The organism is Elioraea sp. (assembly GCF_051860475.1).
GTDB lineage: Bacteria > Pseudomonadota > Alphaproteobacteria > Acetobacterales > Acetobacteraceae > Elioraea.
Genome location: NZ_JBHYDW010000073.1, coordinates 1 through 956 on the forward strand (window position 1 = coordinate 1; position 956 = coordinate 956).

Annotated in this window: 1 protein-coding gene; it reads right to left on the reverse strand. The window is 73.3% G+C overall.

All coding sequences use genetic code 11. The annotated features are described in order from the left end of the window. Positions 1-112 precede the first annotated feature (112 nt). Positions 113-910 carry a cell envelope integrity EipB family protein gene (locus tag ACTIFU_RS13595; protein WP_439578853.1) on the reverse strand — a complete coding sequence of 266 codons (798 nt, stop codon included), beginning with the start codon at positions 908-910 and terminating at the stop codon, positions 113-115. Between the last annotated feature and the right edge of the window lie 46 nt (positions 911-956).

The window sequence follows — 956 nt, forward strand, 5'->3', positions numbered from 1 at the left end:
GGGTTGGCGAGGAGCCCGTCCGCCGCCAGCCTCCCGACAGGGTCATATCATGCCGCCGGGGCGGCACGCCAACCCCGGCCGGCAGGGCAGAGCCGCGCCTGGCGTCAGGGGGTCAGTTGCACCCGCCGGGCAGGCGCTCGAACTCGACGAGCCGGCCGGCGACGGCGAATTCGATGAAGTCCATCTTCAACTCGTCCGCGACGCCGTTCTCGAAGTAGCGGATGCCCACCTCGTACTCGGGCTGGCCGGTGCCGCCCGGGGCGAAGAACGCGATCCGCACCCGCCACGACTCGACGTCGCGCAGCGAGGCGAAGCCGACCGCGGGGTCGGCCGGCAGGTGGCCGGCGATCACGGTGTTGGTGTCCTGCGGTCCGTCCTCGGAGGTCCCGTCGAACACCGGGACGGCCATCACCCGATCCCCGCGCCGCGCCGCCTCGAGCAGCCGCCGGGTGTGCATCATCGGGAAGAGCGTGCCGCGCGGCAGCGCGATCTCGCGCGCCTCCGGCTGGGTGAGCCGCGCCGTGCCGGACCCGCCGGGCGCGTCGAGCGTGGCCTCGCCGACCAGCGTCTTGGTGACCGTCCCATCGGTCGCCTGGCGCAGGCGGAACCGCAGGCGGGAGCCGTCGCGGTCCTCCCAGGTCGCGTAGTCCGACGCCATCTCGTAGGCCTGCCCGCTGCGTGCCACCACCTGGAGTGTGAAGCGCTGCTGCACCGTCCAGGCGCCGCAGCGATCGACCACCTCGTAGAGCATCGCGCCGTTGGCGCTCTCGACGTCCTGGTTGGGCCGCGACGGATCGAGCACGAGCCGGTAGGCGGCGCGGTGCGAGGTCAGCTCGATTGCGGCCGCCGGTGGAGCAGCGACGGCGAGGGCAACGGCGACGAGGGCGGCCGGGCGGAGGGGCAAACGCATCTGCGGAGTCCCATGGGGAATGGCGCGGAGACACTACGGGAGCCGG

Bases quoted from the DNA above. Each gene is read 5' to 3' on its own strand.
- ACTIFU_RS13595 (WP_439578853.1), bottom strand. From the start codon at position 910: ATGCGTTTGCCCCTCCGCCCGGCCGCCCTCGTCGCCGTTGCCCTCGCC.